Annotated in this window: 13 protein-coding genes, 1 tRNA gene and 1 pseudogene; 1 reads left to right on the plus strand and 14 read right to left on the minus strand. The window is 58.3% G+C overall.

The window, feature by feature from the left end; translation table 11 throughout:
* From tssG to hcp1, 12 genes and pseudogenes are all read right to left on the minus strand, one after another.
* Positions 1-999: a type VI secretion system baseplate subunit TssG gene (tssG, locus tag WIR04_RS12410; protein WP_338887285.1), complete on the minus strand. Its 999-nt coding sequence runs from the start codon at positions 997-999 to the stop codon at positions 1-3.
* On the minus strand, positions 963-2,729 hold the full coding sequence (tssF, locus tag WIR04_RS12415) for a type VI secretion system baseplate subunit TssF (RefSeq protein ID WP_338887287.1): 1,767 nt from the start codon (positions 2,727-2,729) through the stop codon (positions 963-965). The genes tssG and tssF overlap by 37 nt, the downstream gene beginning before the upstream one ends.
* Before the next feature lie 5 nt (positions 2,730-2,734).
* Entirely contained in the window at positions 2,735-3,166 is a 432-nt protein-coding gene (tssE, locus tag WIR04_RS12420) for a type VI secretion system baseplate subunit TssE (protein WP_025326630.1), read from the minus strand.
* Positions 3,167-3,172: 6 nt separating this feature from the next.
* Positions 3,173-4,651 carry a type VI secretion system contractile sheath large subunit gene (gene tssC / locus WIR04_RS12425; RefSeq protein ID WP_025326629.1) on the minus strand — a complete coding sequence of 493 codons (1,479 nt, stop codon included), beginning with the start codon at positions 4,649-4,651 and terminating at the stop codon, positions 3,173-3,175.
* Positions 4,652-4,687: 36 nt separating this feature from the next.
* The gene (tssB, locus tag WIR04_RS12430; protein WP_025326628.1) at positions 4,688-5,191 is read right to left on the minus strand and encodes a type VI secretion system contractile sheath small subunit; all 504 of its coding nucleotides are present in this window, start codon (positions 5,189-5,191) and stop codon (positions 4,688-4,690) included.
* A gap of 672 nt (positions 5,192-5,863) precedes the next feature.
* Positions 5,864-7,249: a tetratricopeptide repeat protein gene (locus WIR04_RS12435; protein WP_338887293.1), complete on the minus strand. Its 1,386-nt coding sequence runs from the start codon at positions 7,247-7,249 to the stop codon at positions 5,864-5,866.
* Positions 7,250-7,389: 140 nt separating this feature from the next.
* Entirely contained in the window at positions 7,390-7,959 is a 570-nt protein-coding gene (locus WIR04_RS12440) for a DUF6630 family protein (protein WP_307764659.1), read from the minus strand.
* A 99-nt stretch (positions 7,960-8,058) separates the two neighbouring features.
* On the minus strand, positions 8,059-9,048 hold the full coding sequence (locus tag WIR04_RS12445) for a PoNi-like cognate immunity protein (protein ID WP_338887296.1): 990 nt from the start codon (positions 9,046-9,048) through the stop codon (positions 8,059-8,061).
* A gap of 196 nt (positions 9,049-9,244) precedes the next feature.
* The gene (locus WIR04_RS12450) at positions 9,245-10,222 is read right to left on the minus strand and encodes a cytotoxic necrotizing factor Rho-activating domain-containing protein (protein WP_338892556.1); all 978 of its coding nucleotides are present in this window, start codon (positions 10,220-10,222) and stop codon (positions 9,245-9,247) included.
* A 69-nt stretch (positions 10,223-10,291) separates the two neighbouring features.
* Positions 10,292-12,241, minus strand: a pseudogene (tssI, locus tag WIR04_RS12455) (type VI secretion system tip protein TssI/VgrG); the annotation flags it as partial.
* A gap of 243 nt (positions 12,242-12,484) precedes the next feature.
* Positions 12,485-12,703, minus strand: a complete 219-nt coding sequence (locus WIR04_RS12460; protein ID WP_025326622.1) for a hypothetical protein — start codon at positions 12,701-12,703, stop codon at positions 12,485-12,487.
* Positions 12,704-12,761: 58 nt separating this feature from the next.
* Complete coding sequence (gene hcp1, locus WIR04_RS12465; protein WP_025326621.1) at positions 12,762-13,280, minus strand: type VI secretion system effector Hcp1; 519 nt, start codon at positions 13,278-13,280, stop codon at positions 12,762-12,764.
* A 665-nt stretch (positions 13,281-13,945) separates the two neighbouring features.
* Between hcp1 and WIR04_RS12470 the strand changes: the two genes are divergently transcribed.
* Entirely contained in the window at positions 13,946-15,160 is a 1,215-nt protein-coding gene (locus WIR04_RS12470) for a hypothetical protein (RefSeq protein ID WP_338887299.1), read from the plus strand.
* A 541-nt stretch (positions 15,161-15,701) separates the two neighbouring features.
* Here the strand turns inward: WIR04_RS12470 and WIR04_RS12475 are convergent.
* Together WIR04_RS12475 and dauA are read right to left on the minus strand one after the other, a co-directional pair.
* Positions 15,702-15,789 (minus strand) — tRNA-Ser (locus WIR04_RS12475).
* 182 nt (positions 15,790-15,971) lie between these two features.
* A complete protein-coding gene (gene dauA / locus WIR04_RS12480) occupies positions 15,972-17,708 on the minus strand; it encodes a C4-dicarboxylic acid transporter DauA (protein WP_338887301.1) in 1,737 nt (578 codons plus the stop codon).
* Positions 17,709-17,763 lie beyond the last annotated feature (55 nt).

Genomic DNA, 17,763 nt, shown 5'->3' on the forward strand with positions numbered 1-17,763 from the left:
TCACTCCTGCACACAAATGGTCACGAAGGGATCACTCGGCGGCTGGCCAAGAAAGGTACTCCACCCCAGGCGGGCACTCTGCTCCTCCCCCAGCCGCAGCCCCCTGGCCTGCTCCTGGCCGAAACCAAGTCGCAGATCCCAGGCCAGCTGATCGCGCAGGATGAAGGAGACAAAGGTCACCAGGGCGGGGAAGTGCTCCCCGTTCGGCAGAAACCCGAGAAACTGCCCAAAACTCAGGTTGTTGATCTTCAATAGAAACTTGCCCGCACAGTCATTCACCTTGTCGCCGATGACAAAATCGTCCCCCAGGGTGGCGCAGGCGCTGCCCAGCCGGTTTTGCTGGTCCTGATGAATGGGTACCCTGCGCCATTGCCAGGCACTCACCTCCACCTGCGCCAGATCGAAACAGTGCGCCACCAGACCGGCCACCACCTCGGGGGAGCGGCTGGGGCTGGCCAGCAGCCCTGCATAGGAGAGCATCTTGGCGCGGTTGACCGGCAGGCTCTGGCAGACCGCCTCGTTGCCCAGCCCCACCAGGGCGAACATCAGGCGGGAGAAGCCATCCTTGCCGTTGTCCTGAAAGCGCACGTGATAGCGATACTTGCGCCAGATCCGGTGCAGCAGGGTCAGCAGACGGTGGTGGAAAAAGTCCAGAAAGAGACCCAGCTTCTGCTCCCCCTGGGCGTATTCCCACGCCAGGGAGTCCAGGTAGTAGCCGGGCATGGGCGACTGGCTGCCGTGCAGGCCGAGGAAGGCCACTTCCAGCTCGTGGCGCCCCTTGCCATCGCGGCCGATCTGCAGCACGTCGCTGGTGGGAAAACCGAGGGAGGCGGTCGCCTTGAAGCGGATCCCCTCATCCCCGGGCAGGTGATCGAGCCTGCGCTCCTGATCGGTACCGTCCAGCCGGTTGAGCAGTTCAACCAGCTGGAAGAAGCAGAAGCGGGGCGCGTCCCTGGCGGACGTCACATCAGGGAGTGCTGACCGATCTGGACTGGCCACAGGTAACGCTCCTTGTTGTCGAGATTGACCACCTCAAGCAGGTGGAAGGCATTGACGCTGGCATAAAGCGAGAAGAAGTGGGCCAGCACTGTGCTGAACAGATAGAGCTCCCCTTCGCTGCCAAAGGCGGACTGGCGAATGGAGAGCACCGACTTGAGCCCGCGCACCGGCATGCCCCGCACCAGCCTGTCTACCGGGCTGGTTTCGATCTGCTCTATCCCCGCCAGCCGCTTGCGCGACGCCTGCTCCGCCTGCTTGTCGTGCAGCGCCGGGAAATCGTAGGTGCGCAGCACCTGCACCAGTGCATCGCGGCGCAGCAGGGAGACATAGTTGAGCGAGAGGTTGGAGATCAGCGTCCAGTGCAGGCTGCCATCGAGGGCCGGTCGCAACGGCCGGGTCGGCCGGATCAGGTTGCGGAAGGTGGCAAACGAGGGCGAGCTGCCGGTGGGCACGCAGATGCTGCCCACCTTGAGACGGGCGGCACGGGAGCGGTTGGTGCAGGTCAGGGTGACAGAGATGGACTCATCCAGATTGACTGTGGTGGTTTCATCCCCCCGCACGAAGGAGAGGCTGTGCTCGAAACCGTCGCCGCTCACCGACTCTCTGACCCGCACCCGGTAATAGAGCGCCAGCCGCTGCTTGGCCCGCTCTATCTGGTGCTGGAAACTCTCGAACGGCTGATAGATGCGCGGCGTACCGCGGGAGCGCCCCAGGTTACCCTCGACCCAGCCCTCGACCTCATCGACCGAGAAGATCTCGAAGCTGTCCGCATGGCGATAACTCGCCTTGAGGGGGTACTCCGTCTGGCGGCCGTTGAGGTTGACCGGCTCGCTGTCGTGCTGGAACAGATTGATGGCCGGCACGCAGTTGAGCATGAAGGAGTCGGGGCGGATCTTGAGTTCCGCTGGCAGGGGCCGGTCGAAACAGAAGTGGATCTTGAATTCGCTCACCGGCAGTGGCTGTTTGGGCCAGTCGCCACCGCAGAGTTCGAAGAAGAGGAAGCTCTCCGGGAAGCAGAAGTACTCCTGCAGGATCCGGTAGCCGGAGTAGACGTTGTTCGGATAGGGCAGGAGCGCATCGTCGCGCTCGAAGCCGACGGGCTTGAGCGCCTTGGCCTCCTGACGAAAGCGCTTGCCGTCGATCTCCAGCTCTATGTGGGAGAGCTGGTTGGAGAGCCAGAAGTAGAGCTCATAGGCGGTGTAACTGTCGCCACCGAGGAAGAAACGCAGCTTGTCCAGCTGCAGTTCGCTCAATGGCAAGGGGGCATGCAGGGCGATATCCAGCGAAATGGTGGAGAGATCGTTGCCGCTTTGGGCAGCGATGTGGCGGATATCGGCCGGATAGACCCAGGCATCGTGACTGGTCTGGAAGTGACAGGTCACCTCGTCCATGGGCAGGCTGTCGAGCTGGCAGCCTTGCTTCACCAGCGCCGGCTGGGTGATGGCTCCCGGTATCACCGAGAACTGCATGATGGTCATGCTGGGCACGGGGCGCAGATAGTTGGGCCAGAGCATATTGAGCAGACCGTGAGTCAGCTCGGGGAACTCATCCTCTATCTTGGCGCGCAGATTGCCGGTGAGAAACGCGAAGCCTTCCAGCAGGCGTTCCACGTCCGGATCGGTATTTTGCTCCGACAGGAAACGGGTGAGTTCGGGATGCGCATCGGCAAATTCGCGCCCTTGCAGGCGCAAAAATGCCAATTCATCCCTGAAGTAATGTTCCAGCGACATTGAGATCAGACCATGCGGTAGTGACGGTGGCTGTCCATATGGACGTTGAACGAGGTAACCTGCTCGATATGCTCCAGTCTCACGTGGGCCGTCACCTGAAACGACATCTCAAGCGGGCTCGCCTGATGGTCGGGTGAACGCACATCCACATGAATGATCCGCGGCTCATAGCGGCGGATGCATTGCCGGATCGCCTCACGGATCCGCCCACGGATGTCGGCGCTGCCCTGGGTGGCATCATTGAGATCGATGACACCGAGCTCGGGCGCGCTGCGGCAATTGCCGGGGCGAGTGTTGAGGATCTGATCGAGCTGGCGTTTGACCGAGTCGATCAGCTCCTCAACGTCCGATTGGGGGGAGGAGACAAGCCCCTCCCCCCGGATCCGGTCAAACAGACTGGCCGCATTGCCTCTATCCCAGGAAGAGAGATACGGCATCGGGCATTATTCCTTGTCCAGACGACCCACCAGGGACAGCTCGAAGCTGGCCCCCATGTACTTGAAGTGCGGGCGCACGGCCATGGCGACCTGATACCAGCCCGGCTCCCCTTCCACGTCCAGCACCTTGATCTGGGCGGCACGCAGCGGGCGACGGCTGCGCACGTCTGCCGGCGGGTTTTCCTGATCGGCCACGTACTGCTTGATCCAGCCGTTCAGCTCACGCTCCAGATCCTGACGCTCCTTCCAGGAGCCGATCTGCTCGCGCTGCAGCACCTTGATGTAGTGCGCCAGGCGATTGATGATGAACATGTAGGGCAGCTGGGTGCCGAGCTTGTAGTTGGTCTCGGCTTCCTTCCCTTCCTTGGTGTTCGGGAACACCTTGGGTTTTTGCACCGAGTTGGCGGAGAAGAAGGCCGCGTTGTCGCTGTCCTTGCGCATGGTCAGGGTGATGAAACCCTCTTCGGACAGCTCGTATTCACGACGGTCGGTGATGAGCACCTCGGTCGGGATCTTCGCCTGCAGCTGACCCATGGCCTCGTAGACATGCACCGGCAGATCGTGGATGGCACCGCCGCTCTGGGGACCAATGATGTTCGGGCACCAGCGATACTTGGCGAAGCTGTCGGTCAGGGAGGTGCCCATCAGATAGGCGGTGTTGCCCCACAGGTAGTGGTCGTGATCCGAGCTGATGTCTTCCTGATAGTTGAAGCCCTTGATGGGGTTTTCGGTCGGATCATAGGGCAGACGAGCCAGGAAACGCGGTGCGGTCAGCCCCAGATAGCGGGCATCTTCCGATTCACGCAGGGAGCGCCACTTGGTGTAGGACGGGCCTTCGAAGACCGACTTGAGATCCTTGATGGACGGCAGATCGGTGAAGCTGTCCACGCCAAAGAAGGCAGGTGCGACAGAGGAGATGAAAGGTGCGTGGGCCATGGCGCCCACCGCACTGACATACTGCATCAGCTTGATGTCGGGGGAGCTGTGAGTGAAGGCATAGTCGCCGATCACGGCGCCGACAGGCTGGCCGCCAAACTGGCCGTAACCGGTCGAATAGACATGCTTGTAGAGGCCGGACTGGGTGATCTCGGGCGAGAACTCGAAATCTTCCAGCAGCTCTTCCTTGGTCGCATGGAGCACCTGGATCTTGATGTTTTCACGAAAATCGGTGCGATCCACCAGCAGCTTGAGGGAGCGCCAGGAGGACTCCAGCTCCTGCACCTCTTTGGCGTGCAGGATGACATCCATCTGCTTGCTCAGCTTCTTGTCGAGCTCGACAATCATGCTGTCCACCAGCGCCTTGTTGACCGGCTCCGAGGTGGTACCGCTGTCCAGAATGTTGGCGATCAGGGCGGCAACCCCCTGCTTGGCGACACTGTATCCCTCATCCACCGGGGTGATGCGGGCCTGCGCCATGATTTCGTCCAGCAAGGACGAGGAGGCCGCACTCGCCCCCGCTTGAACCTGTTCTTCGACCAAAGACATATTTTTTCCTTATCAGTCAGTCAATTAATCTGCGGATCACTCGGCAGGCTTAATCAGATCCAGCTCTTTGAGCAGTTGCTCGCGAGCCTCGTCACTGGACAGCAGATCCTGCAAACGATTGCGGAAGGACGGGATATTTCCCAGGGGTCCTTTCAGGGCAACCAGGGCCTCACGCAGTTCCAGCAGCTTGCGCAGCTCGGGAACCTGCTGGGCCACGCTGTCGGGGGTGAAGTCTTCCAGAGACTGGATCTTGATCGACACTGGCAACTCGTCCTGGCTGTTTTCTTCCAGACGGTTGGGAACGGAGAACTTCAGCTCCAGTGCAGATTCTTTCATGACAGAGGAAAAATTATTCTTGTCGATGGAGACGGTCTGACGCTCCTCAATGGGGGTCTCTTCCGTGCGTCCTTTCATATTGCCAACCACCATCATGGTCAACGGAAGCTCTATTTCCGCCTGTTGACCACCGGTTGCCGGCACATATTTGATATTGATACGCTCTTTGGGCGCAACAGTGGCGCCATCAATTCCTTTTCCCATGCTCTAAATACCAAGTTAAGGATCCATGAAGACCCTAAAGCTTATAGCCAATGCATCTGTCAGCAACTGTAACAAATGACAGTTGACGGGATCGGCAGGGATCCTGACAAAAAAACATCAGCCGACGGTGTATTCTCGATATATGACAAGGCGAGGCTTGGCAACCGAGAACACAGTATGCATCTTGTTACTTAATACAACCCGATAACGTCTCTACTCTTTGTTAGAGATCATCTTGGCTAGAGAGCCATTTGCGACAAATGGTATATTTTCAAATACAGATCAGTCAACAATAAAATATTTAAGATGGATTTAAAAACAAGAAAAAATAAAAAATATCAGTTAAAACATGAGGTTGCAATCATGCTGTCGAACTTAACACTGCATTGTGTCAAACAAGCGTAAATCAGAAAAGCCATTATTCATGTAGGATAAATCTGATATTTACCCAAGAGATTAAATGAACTTCACATCATGAAAAGGTCAATCGACAACCTATTTCAAGATTGATTTTGTAACAAAAAGTGTCTACTGATAAATAAGAAAGCCGCCATGAGGTGGTTTCATGACGGCTTCATGACTGATTAGTGACAAGAGAACCGGAGCAATATGAGGGAAAAGATATCATTCATTCACTGCGAATATGTGACATCGGCAACCATATTCATGGCGCTAAATGTCGTTGCGTGGCTGCATCAGCTGTCGGTTTTTTTCCAGTGTCACAAACCAGTGCTGCGCCAGTTTCTGTCCGGCTCCCTTCTCTTGTTCTGTCATGCCTTTTTCCAGCTCACGGCTGGCGGCAGTCGCATCTGTATTGCCATCCGTGGCTGCCAGCAAATACCATGCATAGGCATGCAATCTGTTGCGAGGCGCACCCCAGCCCTGTTCACGCATGGTGCCCATCCGATACTGCGCCTGTCGGTGGTTGGCATTTGCCGCCAGTCGGTACTGTTTCAATGCAAGACTGTAATCCGCCTCGCCGCCGAGCCCCAGCCGCAACATCTCGCCATAGGCATAGCGGGCATCCACATTGCCTTCACCCGCCGCAAGGGAAAGGCTCTGGCGAGCCGCCTTCAGCTCCCCCCTCTCCTGCTGCAAGATTGCCAGCTCAAGCTGAGCCTGACTCACACCGCCAGCAGCGGCCAGAGTCAGCCAATGTTCACGGGCAACCGCATCGGTCTGCTGCAGGCTCAACTGGTATTCGGCCTCATGGAAACCCTGGCCTGCGGCCAGCTCCAGCCAGTACCGGCCCAGCGCCAGATCCTGGGGCACCTGTTCACCCTCCAGATAGGCCTGTCCCAGCCACAGCTGAGCTGATGGGGAGCCCGCATTGGCGGCACGCTGATAAAGGGGAAACGCCTCTGTCATATTTGCTTGGCGAGCCAGGGTCAACAAGGCATCCGGCTGCTGCTGGGCGGCTGCCTTTTCGTACCAACGCAGGGCAAGGTCGGGACGCTTGCTCACCCCCTTGCCCTGCTCATAACGCAGGCCGAGCCGATATTGGGCGTCACGATTCCCCTGCTCGGCGGCCTTTTCCAGCCACTGAACCGCATCGGCATCGGCGCCGGGCTGGCTGGCGTACCACTCTCCCAGGACCAACTGAGCACCGACATGATCCCGTTTGGCAGCCTGCTCGAACCAGTCGAGACACGCGCTTACCAGCTTGTCCTGGTGCTGATGCTGGCACTCCTTGCCGAGTTGATAGCTGGCGTCGCGATTGCCCAGCTTGGCCGAACGCTGCCACCAGTCATGGGTCAGCCTGGGGTTCTTGGGTTCACCCAAACCAGCCTGATACCAGCTCCCCACCTGCAGCGCCGCTTTACCGCGAATATCGGCATCCGCCGCCAAAGGCCCGGTTTGCTCCGCGGCCTGCTTCATCCAGCGCATGGCCTCTGGATAATCGGGCTTGGCGGCCAGACGATTGGCCAGCTCATATTGCGCCTTGCCCTGGCCCTGGCGGGCGGCTTGAGAGAGTTCAGACTCGGTGAGTGGTGTAGTTGTGGTACAAGCGGTTAACCAGCTGCTCGCCAGTGCCAACCATAATATGCGGTATGTCATTATCTATATCTGCGAATAATTAAGATGGGAGGGGTGGCTGCGTGTATAACACTTTCTGACCACCTGGTGTATTTGCTATTTCTCTTCAGCTCTCTTTAAAATTGACCGTGTTCTAGGGACCCTCATGCCGATACAAAGCACTATTGCTCGTTCACATGGTCCAGCTTGACCAGGTCCAGACCCAGCTTACGCCCCTCATTTAACAGCTTATCGAGAATATCTGAGCGACAAATAAAGCCTGTATATTGATCTGCATCTAAATCCCAAAGCACGACTTCATATCCTCGCGCTTGCAGCCACAAGTCATAAAGCACCAACATGCTCCAAACCGATGCATCCTCATCCGGCTCAGAGCAAATGAAGTGCTCCTTCAAACCATGAATATCCGCCAATGCGTTGCCCTGTAACTCAACTTCCTCGACGTCTCGCCAGTCGATATTGAGACATCCCCAATGCTCATCGGAATTCAGCGCAACAAGTATTGACACTATACCGTCCTGAAGCTCATCGGCATTGGTATTCATCAGCGCGTTCACTCTGTCGACTCGGATCTCTTCAGGCAGAGGGGATAGCAACGTTGATAGAAACCACTTTTTTCTTCGTCTTTCGGCATAAACCATGGGTATCAACAGGGGAGACAAGATGATGACAGAGAGGAGCAGGAATACTTTTTTTATCACCTTCACTTGTTTTCCTCGACTGCTTTTCATACAAAACCACGGAACCAAGCAATGTCGCAATAGTATAAAAATGTCGCGCGGTTCGAGATAAATCGATCATGCAGGCTATACATGATCGATAAATGCGGACTACTCCTTTACCCAGAACAACATGTCATCCTCGTTGATATGGGTCTGCGAGGGCAGCCTCTGCCCTTTGCGCAGTTGCCACTGCTCATCGGTCAGGTTGCACCGCCAGTTGCCATCTTGCTCCGCCACTGAGCCCGGCATGGCAATGGGGTGTTGAGCCACTCGCAGTGCCTGCCATTTTTCTGCAATACCATTGTCTCTGGCATAATCGACCAGATCCTTGGGGTAATAGCGCATCTCCCGATAGCTGCTGTCATCCAACTCATAGAGCAGGGTCACGAGCGCCGCTTCAAAGGCCCAATAGCCAAAATAAATGGCATGCTTTGCCTTGTGTCTGTCGTACCAATAGCACTCTTTACAGCCCTTGTACCATCCCTTGAGATATTGCTTGATACTCACCTGACACTCAACCTTGGTGGGATTCACACCATCTCCCTTGATGGCATCGAATAAAGGGCGATAAACCTCTGGAATATAGGATTCGGGACCGCGAGGAAAACCGGGATAGCCCAAGCGAGCCAACAATACGCTCCACAGCGGATCATCGTCTCCTTCCGGATTTTTGCTGATATAGCGTACCAACTCGGGCAGCATCTCATCCTGCTCATAGAGGATGCTTAAAGAGAACATCCAGAGCAGATATTGATATGCATCTTGCTCCCAATAATAAAAAACACTATCTAAAAACTCTTTCTTATGACGTAACAGTTCTTTTTTTACTATCGAGAGACATGCTCTTACATCTTCGTGGGATGCACCACCAGAATAGAGGAGGATCGCATGTTCCAAGTTGTCCATGAACATACTTTCACTGGCCATGGAGCGTGTAGGACGTCTATGCGGATCACTCCAGCGTTCGTGTAAAGGATCGTTTATTTTAGCCCACCAACATGGGTCAAAATATGATGACTCTTTATAATCCTCTATCTGTTCTAAAAAAAATGGCTCAGATAGTAGTGGATCTCGACGCTGTTCAATAAACGAACTCATTCACTGCTCCTACTTGATCAAAATCGTACCTACGGCATTGGCTGACTTATCCAGCTTGGTTATCTGTATCACCTGACCAGACTTATTGACCACCATAAGCCAAGAGTCATAACCCTGCTCCTTTGACCAGGGCGAAACACGACCATCCTTTCGAGGTCGAAAACCTGACCTCATCATATGAATGTATCCAGTTTCCTTAGGACACGAACTTGATCTTTTGTCCCGCGAGCCGGGTGATCTTCTGATCTTTCATGCTGATCAATACATCTTCGGACAAGGCTTTGATCTTGACTCTACTGCCGACCCGGGCCAATAGCGCGTAAGCGTAACCAGCCCTGGGATCCCGGCGGGTGGTCTTGGCCAGGTTGTAATCAAATGTCGTCACCTTGAGCGCACCTCGGCTCATAGTGGTGCCCGTCTTACCTAAGTAGGTAATGAAGGCCCCCTCGTAGGAGGAGAAGATATCCAGCAAGCTGTCGTTGTTTCCCGGTAAATCCCCAGGATCTCGTCCGGCCAAGAGGCTGTGACATGCCGCTGTAGTTGCGATTCCATCTACCCCAGTTCGCCAATCCATGCCACCCGGCTGGCCCGTGTGGTAGGCGTAGAAGAAGTCTCGATCATGGGCGTAGATCATCGTACATCCGCTCAGCGCTCCCGAGGTTAGCACCACGGGCTGGCCTTCAACCAAGTTATCAAGAGGGATTCGGATACCGACCGTGCCAGCCGTGCCATTAACCACGTTGATTAAACTGACCTGCTCCCCCAGCACCTCCTTGCCCCAATGGTTACCAATCTGTAATCCCCCCTCAAGGGACGTTGCCTGAGCGCCGGTGGCAGTGAGGACCTTCTCGGTGAAGATGGCATCCTCGCGATTATAGGCCCGTGGCGCGTCCAGCCGAACCTCGGAGTCGACTCGGCAAACCTCGAACCCCAACATAATGGGCTGGGTCGGCTCACCGACCAACAAGCCACGCTTGGCCAAAGGCGTAATATAGCCCTTGATCAGTTTCTGAGTATCCTTGTTTGGTTTGCCCGGCTTGCGATCAGGCTTTGTCACACCTCTCGTTAACACGCTATCGGAGTGAATCGCCGGTGTACTGGCCACAAGGGGACCAGAATTAACCAAGGGGCTCGACAACGTCTCGCCCTGATTGATAACAGCTTGCACCATCATGGGTACGGCCGATGTCTGGGATGGCACCGAGCTAGCAATTAGTGAGGCTGGCGGAGCATCCGGCTTGGCTACCCCCTTCGGGAATACCGGAGCCTGCCCTGCCCAGCCTGAGCCTGAACCAGCGCTGCCGCCGGAGTTCATCTTGATGGTGGGGCCGACCAGGGTGACGCCACCGCCATCGACCTTGATAAAGCAGCCGCCGACCTTGACGGTAATTTCAGAACCCGCCTCCAGCACCACCTTGGCGCCGGCCTTGACGTGCACCTCCTGACCCGCCTGAGTGAGCCAGCTCTGCCCGAGTTTTTGGTGCATGGACGCATCCACGGTCAGCGAATAATCGCCCTTTATCTGGTCGCGTTTTTCGCCCTTCACCGTCAGGTGGTCATTACCCAGGCTCGGTGGGACCCCCTCCTTTCCCGGCACCTTTCTGATGCGGGTCACCCGCTCATTGTCGATGTCCCTGTGCTCGTCGTGCTTGATATGCCAGGCGGCGTCGTTTTCTATCAACAGGTTCAGGTCTTTCTGACCATGGATATAGATCTCTTCCTGCCCCGCCTGGTCTTCGAAGCGCAGTTCGTTGAACCCTTCACCCTGATGGGTCTCGGTGCGCAGCACTGTGCGGGTCTTGTTGGCCGGCAACTCGTAGGGGGGCCTGTTGGTGGCGTGATAGGTGCGACCGGTCACTATGGGCTGGTCCGGGTCCCCTTCGAGGAAACTCACTATGACCTCGTGGCCGATACGCGGGATGGCCATGATGCCGTACTGACCACCCGCCCAGCCCTGGCTCACCCGTACCCAGCAGGAGCTCTGATCGTTGGAGCTGCCGTAGCGGTCCCAGGGGAACTGCAGCTTCACCCGGCCGTGCTCGTCGCAGTAAATCTCCTCGCCCTCGGGGCCAACAACGATGGCGATTTGCGGGCCATCCACCATGGGCCTGGCCGGCATCAGCGCCCGCCAGGTAGTGCTCGCTTTCACCACCCCAAACTCGTTGTGGTAGACGGTGGGGCCGCTGCCCCCCTCCTCTTCCAACGCCTGGGGCTGCAAGCCGGTGTGGCTGATGCGCACTACTTGCCAGTCGGTGTTGAGGCTGCCGTTAGGGTGTTCGGTCAGCGAGAAGGTCTGACCCGGCAGCAGGGCCGCGCAGTTGGACTTGCCACTGCCGGTGACAGCGTCATTGCGCAGGGCATCCAGCCGATGCAGGGCAAAGGCCTTGCCGCTCGGGTCCAACTTGTAGCGGCCCGGGTAGTCGAAGTGCTGGTAGGTATCGCGCTGGTGCGCAAGCTCTGCCCCCACCTTCTTGTGGGAGAGGCCATAAGCCGGGGTCTTGAAGCTGTAGTCCTTGAGCTCCACATCCGAGGGGCGCACCGCTTCCCGGTAGTGGAACTGACGGACATAGGGGCCCTGCTCCAGGGAGCGGTTGCCGAGGTTGAAGAAGAGCTCGGGGCCAGCGGTCAGGGCCGCTGCGTCGTCGGCAAAGACGATGCGATGCTTGCCCTGCTCGAACTCAAAGAAGTAGAAGAGCCCCTCTTCGGCAGCGAGGCGATCGACGAAGTCGAGGTCGCTCTCCCGGTACTGGACGCAGTATTCCCGTTTGGCGTGATCATTCTTGAGCGCAAAGGCGTAGTCGGTGATGCCGTGCTCTTGCAGCAGGATACTGAGGATTTCGTCGGGCTTCTGCGCCTGGAAGATGCGGGAGTTCTGGCGAAGGGAGAGCCGCCATAGCGCCGGTTTAACGTCAAGGGTGTAGCGGGTACGGCGAAAACCGCTGTCCCCCTGCGCCATGTCGCTCACCACCCCGCACACCCGCCGTTGCAGCTCTCCGTTGTACCACACCAAGAGCTCGCAGGGCTGGTCCAGCACGGCGCCGAAATCCACATCGGGCTGGGCGCTTGCCAGCTCAAGGCGCAGGTTGAACGGCCGGTTCAACCCTTCATCCAGGGCAAACTCCGCCACCACGAAGGTGTTCTCGGGCAGGGCCCCTACCCTGACGGTAAATTGTAATCCTGTGCTGTCTGCCATCGGCGCGCCTCTGCTGTGAACCCGGCCCTGCAATACTGCCGGGTGACGTCAAGGGGAGTGAGAGATCCACCCTGGCCGCCGTTTTTTCGCCGCCATGGCTACCGCACGCCCAAAGGCGCGCGGTTGGAACTTCAGTCGTGATCTTTCTTGTGCTCGCTCACAGCTGCAAACGAGCAGAAGAAAAACAGACGGGGGCGTTATCGGATGGGAGTCACAAGCAGGCCGGTATCCCGGCCTTCGAGGTCACGCCAGATTGGCCTGGATGTATTGCGCCATCTGCAGGCTGCGGGCATCACCGCGTCTTTGCAGCTCGGCAATGACCTCCTGCAGGGTGCCGCGATACACCAAAGAGCCCCGCACCAGGGTTCTATGGCTGTGGCCAATGTCGGTGAAGGTGGCCCCCCCTCTGTGCAGGTGAATGTGTGGTTCATTGGTATCGGGATAGAACGACTCTCTTGGCATGCTGCCTCCTTGTCTGATTCAGAAAAGGGAGCACCCGAACGAGTGCTCCCTCATGGCATCAAGCCTCGATAGGGGCACGCCAGTCGTCAGCACCCGAGGTACCGGCTACTGTGTGTTCCCAGTCGATCTTGCGGTAGGCCAGGGAGACCTGGATCAGCTGGGTGAAGTCGGCGTTGGCCGGATCCTGGCAGTGGGGCATCTGGCAGTCGATGTCGACGATGGTGGCATCGGTCAGCACGGTAGAGAAGAAGTGCTCCTGCTTGCCCTCCACCGAGGTGCGGTACCACTTCAGGGTCACTTTCGGCAGCATCTCGCCGGAGGCCAGGGAGTTGTACATCAGCGGCACGGCCTTGTTCAGGGCCACGGTGAACTTGAACGGCTTGTGGACACGCTGGCCCGCAGGCTGACCGGATTGCGGGTCGGTCGGGACTGTGACCACGTGCTGGAACTCTTGCACCAGCATCTCGTCTTCGTGACCCTGCACGAAGATGTTGCCGACGGAGTCGGAGGTGAAGGCACCGGCGGTGATGTTGCCCTGGGTTTTACCTTCGATGCTGATATAACATGGAGTTGGCATGAGTTTGCTCCTGATTGGTTGAACGGTAATGACACTCAACCGAAACCATTAGCAGTGACCATGCCAATTCATTTTTTTGTTATAAAACAAAAATTTGAAGTTATTTCTCGCCCACGTCCCTATCTGCATACCGCAACGCCTTGCGCATCCAGAGTCTATCGCTGGCATTTATTGCAATGACAGTATTTAACCCCGCCATCACGGCAAGATATTGCCCATACCAGCATGTGATACTGCCATCGACGATGAAAGCACGGCTCTTTTGCCGTTATCTCACCCATTACAGCCCCTCTTTCTCTGACACGGCTCGGCCCTGAGGCAAGGAGCCGTACCAGCCATCATCGGGAGCGCTGGCGCTTCCCAAGGGGAAAATTGTCGTGGGCTGATCACATCGCCAGTCCATGGCAAACGCTATACCTATAACCATGGGGCTTGGCTCAGGGACATTGCGGTGGACCCCGCCGTCACGGCAGTCATTTTCCTCTGCTAATCCTGTTGCATATGGGGTTTTCAGCCAATAAAGAGGTTGAGTTCAGAGGATCTGTCATGGTGCACTCATGACACCAAGCCCGGATCCCGGCCCGCAGCCCCCCTTCCACCTTGGTGGCAGAGGGAGCCGATGGCGGCCGGATGGCACATTTGTCGCACAGCAAGGTGGTCCCATCATGTCGCATCACAGGCCTGTCACCCCGCCCGATCCCCTCAGCCCTCCCCTGTCCGATCCCAGCAACTTCTCCCTGATCCTGGGGGGCCCCCTCTATCAGCTGTGGAGTCGGGCACATCTTGGTGACATAGAGGCGCACATCAGACGACGGATCCTCGTACTGAGCGGGATCTGCTGGCTGCCCCTGTTGCTGCTATGCGGGTTGGAAGGCAGCCTGCTGCAAGGGGTGGCAGTGCCTTTTCTGCTGGACGTAGAGACCCATGTCCGCTTTCTCATCTGCGTCTCCTTGCTGGTGTTCGCCGAACTCGTCGTCCACCAGCGCATCCGGGGGATCGTCAGCCAGTTCATCGAACGGGGACTGATCTCGCCACTCTCCTTGCCACGCTTTCATGACGCCATTCGCAGCGCCATGATCTGGCGAAATTCTATCCCCGCGGAGGTCGGGCTCATCCTGCTGGTCCTCTCTATGGGGTACTTCATCCGGACCCACACCTTCGTCCTGGAGTCCTCGACCTGGTACGCCACCATGGAAGGGGGTCGCCCGACCCTGACCCTGCCCGGTTTCTGGTTCTTCTGGGTGAGCAACCCCATCATCCAGTTCCTGCTCCTGCGCTGGCTCTACCGGCTTCTTATCTGGACCCGCTTCCTCTGGCAGGTCTCCCGGATCCCCCTCTCCCTCATACCGACCCATCCCGATCGCAACTGCGGCCTCGGCTTTCTCGGGGGCTCGGCCTACGCCTACTCGCCGCTGCTGACCGCTCTGGGGGCCCAGCTGGCCGGCTTTATCGCCAACAAGATCTTCTATGACGCCGCCGTGCTCACCGCCTACAAACCAGAGATCATTCTGCTCGCCGGCTTCGGCTTGCTGCTGGTGCTGGCACCGCTGACGGTCTTTGCCCCCCATATTCTGGCGGCCAAGCGTCTGGGGCTGCGGGAATACGGCGCCCTCGCCGCCGAATACAGCCGCAGCTTCGAACACCGCTGGCTGCGCACGGCGGACAGAGACGGGGAATCCCTGCTCGGCGCCTCGGATATCCAGTCCCTCGCCGATCTGGGCAATGCCTATGCCGTCATCAAGGAGATCAAGCCAATACCATTCAGCCGGGACATGCTCCTGCAACTGGTGCTCGCGACTGTGGTGCCCTTCCTGCCCCTGCTCCTCACCCTCTTCTCCTTCGAGGCTCTGCTCGACAGGCTGGTGGGGGTGATCTTCTGATGCAGATAGGGAAGGAAAAGGTGGCATAAGACGGACGTATTGCCGTCTCCGGCAAGGAGACACAGCCACCCTGCGCTGAAGCCGAGGAAATTAGGGCACCAAAAAACAAAAAAGCCCGACCATCAGGTCGGGCTTTGAATGTGACGGTGGGCTTGGATTGACTGACGCCATCCCTGGCGCTCGCCCTGCGGGCAGCCTGCTGCTGTCCAAGGGGGCTATCCTGCCCTCTTGTCGAACCAGGGTCCGAACCGAGCAGCCCAGCAAACTGCTCTGCTCGAACCCGGCGAGGGTTCTCACCCTCCCTCTATGGGCATCAGGTTTACGGTGCCCCCAGATGCAAAAAACCGACCCTGAGGTCGGTTTTTCAATTTGGCGGTGGGTCGAGATTGACTCGCGCCATCCCTGGCGCTCGCCCTGCGGGCAGCCTTCGGCTGTCCAAGCGGGCTATCCTGCCCTCTTGTCGAACCAGGGTCCGAACCGAGCCGCCCGTCACCGGATAAAGTAAAAGGGCCTGTCTTGCGACAGGCCCTTTTACTTTATTTGGCGGTGAGGGAGGGATTCGAACCCTCGATACGTTGCCGTATACACACTTTCCAGGCGTGCTCCTTCAGCCACTCGGACACCTCACCAAATTTTTTACTGCTGTTTAACGTGTTCAATCGCCACGTGGTTCGTTGCGCTGCTGCGCTGGAACGGGGCGTAATGTAAGGGATAGGAGCAAGCCGGTCAATCTCATTTTTCATCTTTCGCCATCGTTTGCTCAATTTGCGAACCAACTGACCAAAAAGATGCCGTTTCCTATCCCTTTACATCAATTTTCAACCGCTTCGTGCAAATGTTCCCCTCTGATAGCCTCCTCCAGCGAGCCGTAGAACTCCAGCTCACCCGGGACAGGACGCACCTTGGCCCGCGCCAGGGTCTTGAGGGGCTGGAACTGCAACTCGGCCACCTTGAGCTGGACACCCGACTTGGCCATGCGTTTGGCAAATTGCTGGAAGGCAGAGAGCCCGCCTGCGTCTAGGATGGAGACTGCCTCCATCTGCAGGATCAGCACCTTGTGCTCCCCCACCTGGGCCAGCAGCTCCTCGAAGACCCGCTCAGCGGCGGCAAAGAACAGGGGACCGTTGATCTTGTAGAGCAGGGTCTGCGCCGGCACTTCGCTGGCATATCGACCGTGCTCGGCCAGGTTGTGCAGTCGGGTCATCTTGGCGATTTCACGCATGAATAGCAGGGACGCCAGGATCACCCCGAAGGTGATGGCGATGACCATGTCGAAGATGACGGTGAGGGACAGGCAGACCAGCAGCACCAGCACATCCGAGCGGGGCGCCCGGCGAACCAGATCCACCACCTTGTGAGCCTCGCTCATGTTCCAGGCCACCAGCAGCAGCAGAGCGGCCATGGCGGAGAGCGGCAGCCAGGAGAGCCAGGGGGCCAGCACCAGAATGGCGGCCAGCACCACCAGCGCATGGACTATGCCGGAGATGGGCGAGGTGGCCCCCGCCCGCACGTTGGCGGCGGAGCGGGCGATGGCGGCCGTCGCCGTGATGCCGCCGAAGAAGGGGGCCAGTATGTTGCCAAGCCCCTGCCCCACCAGCTCGCCGTTGGAGCTGTGCTTGCGCCCCGTCATGCCGTCCAGCACGACGGCACAGAGCAGGGATTCGATGGCTCCCAGCATGGCCATGGAGAAGGCGGCGGGCAGCAGCCGCTCTATGGCCGTCAGATCCCAGACCACGGGAGCACCGTCCGGCCCGGGCAGGGACCAAGGCATCACCAGGGTCGGGGCTATGGGGGGTATCCCCATGCCCTGGGTGCCATCGGCCAGGGTATAGCTGAACTTGCTGCCGATGGTGGCCACGTCCACTCCCAGGGCGTGCAGGCCGACACCCAGGCCCACCCCCACCAGCACGGCTGGCAGGTGACCCGGCACCGGCAGCCGCAATCTTGGCCAGAGCAGCAGCACCGCCAGGGTGGCCACCCCCACCAGGGTATCACCCCACTGCCAGCTGGGCAGGGCATGGGCCAGCGCCTGCACCTTGCCGACATAGGTTTCCGGCATTTCGGCCACGGTAAGGCCGAAGAAGTCCTTGATCTGCAAGGTGGCGATCACGATGGCGATGCCGCCGGTGAAACCCAGGGTCACCGAGGGCGGAATGTATTCGATGAGGCGACCGAGGCGCGCCATCCCCATGGCCACCAGGAAGAAGCCAGAGAGCAAGGTCGCCATCAGCAGGCCCCCCACCCCGAATTGCTGGGCCACCGGATAGAGGATCACCACAAAGGCGGCGGTCGGCCCCGAGATGGAGAAGCGCGAGCCCCCCGTCACGGCGATGACGATGCCAGCGATGATGGCGGTGTAGAGGCCGTGCTGGGGCGGCACTCCGCTGGCGATGGCCAGCGCCATGGCGAGCGGAATGGCGATGATGCCGACCGTGATGCCGGCGATGAGGTCGCGGCCGAAGCGCGCCACGCTATAGGGTTCATCGATGCAGGATTGGCGCAATGCGATAGCCAGCTTCACGCCTTGTAAGGAAGCTTGATTGTGCATGTCTAGGGTAATACCAGAAGAGGGAGACAAAGGCCGGAGTGAACCGGCACCCGAT

Source organism: Aeromonas rivipollensis (assembly GCF_037811135.1).
GTDB lineage: Bacteria > Pseudomonadota > Gammaproteobacteria > Enterobacterales > Aeromonadaceae > Aeromonas > Aeromonas rivipollensis.